This window comes from Vibrio sp. M260112 (assembly GCF_036533775.1).
Classification (GTDB): Bacteria; Pseudomonadota; Gammaproteobacteria; order Enterobacterales; family Vibrionaceae; genus Vibrio.
The window spans coordinates 1-2582 of sequence record NZ_JATABH010000112.1 but is presented as its reverse complement, the minus strand read 5'-3'; the positions used below and the strand labels follow the sequence as shown (position 1 = coordinate 2582).

The window sequence follows — 2582 nt, the reverse complement described above, 5'->3', positions numbered from 1 at the left end:
TCAAACCATGCACCTAATCGAGCATTTGTCTGAGAAAACCTATTCTCATACTCATCAAATTGTCGCCTACGTTAAAGAGACATTTGGACTTGATTATACTGTTTCTGGTATGAACAAATGGCTTCACCACAATGGTTTTAGCTACAAGCAACCGAAAGGCATACCACACAAGTTTGATGAAGCAAAACAGCAAGCATTCATAGAGGCATATGAAGCGCTAAAGGCAAGCTGTGGCGAGGATGAATCGATAGTCTTTATCGATGCAGTTCACCCAACACTATCAACAAAAATATCGCATGGCTGGATACGTACTGGTCAGGATAAAGTGATTGAAACAACGGGTAATCGTAGCCGATTGAACATTATTGGCGCACTGAACCTGTCGGATATTGGTGCAACCATCGTTCACGATTACGAGAGTATTAACAGTGAAAATATTGTTCGCTTTTTCTGTAAGTTAAGAGAGAGTTATCCATTAGCCCATAAGCTTCATATCATCTTAGATGGTGCGGGATATCACCGCAGTGACTTAGTCAAAGATGCAGCGTTTGTCCTAAATATCGAACTACATTATCTTCCACCTTACAGTCCAAACCTCAACCCAATTGAGCGGCTTTGGAAGGTAATGAACGAGCAGTCGAGGAATAACGTTTACTTCAAAAATAAACGAGACTTCAAGGAAGCCATCGATCAATTTTTTACTGTGACTCTTCCAGAGATCGCAGGTTCACTGACGTCTCGAATCAATGATAATTTTTAGGTACTCAAGCCTGTATTTTCAAGTTGATTGGGTATATCATCGAGCCCTTATAGTATATTCGCCACTAAGAAGTTCGCTCAACCCCATCGCTCTATCTGTAAAACCCATCAATTGAGCAGGTGTTTTACCGTTTTTTTTCGGGATACAATAGTTGTAATAGGCTGTGAAGATATGTAACCAGTCATTGATCGATTGGTGATTCACTGTGTTAACCAACGTTCTTAAAAAACTTGACGATAGGTCTAAATAACGCGTCACATCGTTGAGAGAGGTTTCCACAGTCAGATCTTTCCACTTCTCAAGTGTTAAGCCATTGCCTTTGATGTGACATGCACCTTTTGTTCCATCAGGCATAGCGACAAAGCCCCACTTATCTTGCCACCAGCCAACGTTTTTCACGTGCAATCTATCTTTATCGAACCATTCCATTTTTTCTATGCTCTCTTTGTAATAAAACAATTGAGCACCTTGCGTTTTTAACTTACCTAAAGAGGCGTTAATGAACGCATTTCGTAGCATTGTTTCTTGTTCAACAAAGTAATATAGCTGCGATTTGTACTTTAGCTTTCGGTGCATTACGAGTGCATGCGCAAAGCTACATAAATAGGGCTGAGTAAGCTCAAGTGGCTTTCGATCCATAACCGTACCATTACTTGCAGGATCGAGATAGTTCGTTCTTGACATGATCTCGTCATAACCAGCTAGAATTAGGGACATCAAGTCACCTTTCTCTTCAATGGGCGAAACACGAACACGACGCTTTGATTTAGGCTTGTCAAGCAAGCAACTTTTATCAATTTTTTTTGATATGTTGGTATCAAATCCCAAAACATAACCACTCTGGTTATGTACACTCGCGACAATAATCGCCCCGCTCGCTTTATTAATATATCGATAACCAGTCGCAAGATGACATTCGTCCGTAGTGTTAAAGAATTGATACTCTTTGACATGAGCGAGGTATTTAAGCCTATCGACCATATCTCTTTGATGCGTGTAGAAAGCTTTTGGTGTAATTCCTTCCAACGTGCAAAGATTTCTTACGCCTTGGTTGTATTTCATCCCATAAAACAGTGCACTCTGTAGTTCAAGGTGTGTATTGATACCAGAGAAACGATCAGTGAAAACGCACTTGCACTCGCGACACTGATAACGTTTCTTTAATGCGTTGGTTTTTCCAAATGAGCGGTACTTGTCCATATGAGTATGAACAGCGAAACCGTGTGAACCACATTGTTCGTGTGGGCAAGAGATTACCTTTAGCCCATGGTACTGTTTTTGGTGTTGAACTGATTGATATACAGCTTTATTGTCAATTTTCTGTGGATAAGAGCCACACTTAGGGCAAAAGTAAATATTCAGGTTCTGATCATTTTTTACATCTTGATATAGCGCGGGGTCGCTGATACCAAAATTTTCGCATTCTGCGGAAACACAGTAGTTAACTTGTATGCCTTTGTAGGGCTCATCAAAAATAGGGGAATTATGTGCCATCGTACTCCCAATAAAAAAGACCAACAGTAAATGTTGATCTCTTATTTTATCTTAGTTACGAAGACTAAAATAGCTTTTGTATTAAATTACTAATGTAATTCGTGTACACCACCGAACCCAAGTAGACACCAATAATCTCGATTACTCCAGAAATAACTGGGGGGCAGGTATAGGTCTGAGAGGGATCCCCTCATAAATCCGCCAGTGCATAGCCATCTTTTAAGAGCTGCTCAGCTAGAGCCATGGCCGTTGCTAAGAGGTGTTGAGTAGTAATCTCGTAGTCTGGTCGCCTGAGGACTTCCATACCTAATCGAACGGTAGACAGGAC

2 protein-coding genes and 1 pseudogene are annotated in these 2582 nt (G+C 40.7%); 1 reads left to right on the top strand and 2 read right to left on the bottom strand.

Annotated features, from left to right (window positions below; translation table 11 throughout):
• A partial coding sequence (locus QTN95_RS20170) for an IS630 family transposase (RefSeq protein WP_331418771.1) occupies window positions 1-760 on the top strand: 760 nt, incomplete at its 5' end.
• A gap of 36 nt (window positions 761-796) precedes the next feature.
• Here QTN95_RS20170 and QTN95_RS20165 read toward each other — a convergent pair.
• Together QTN95_RS20165 and QTN95_RS20160 are read right to left on the bottom strand one after the other, a co-directional pair.
• Window positions 797-2254, bottom strand: a complete 1458-nt coding sequence (locus QTN95_RS20165; protein ID WP_331418770.1) for a hypothetical protein — start codon at window positions 2252-2254, stop codon at window positions 797-799.
• Window positions 2255-2444: 190 nt separating this feature from the next.
• A pseudogene (locus QTN95_RS20160) lies at window positions 2445-2582 on the bottom strand (IS4 family transposase); the annotation flags it as partial.

Excerpts from the sequence above, each read along its gene's own strand:
- QTN95_RS20165 (WP_331418770.1), bottom strand. The coding sequence starts at position 2,254 with ATGGCACATAATTCCCCTATTTTTGATGAGCCCTACAAAGGCATACAA.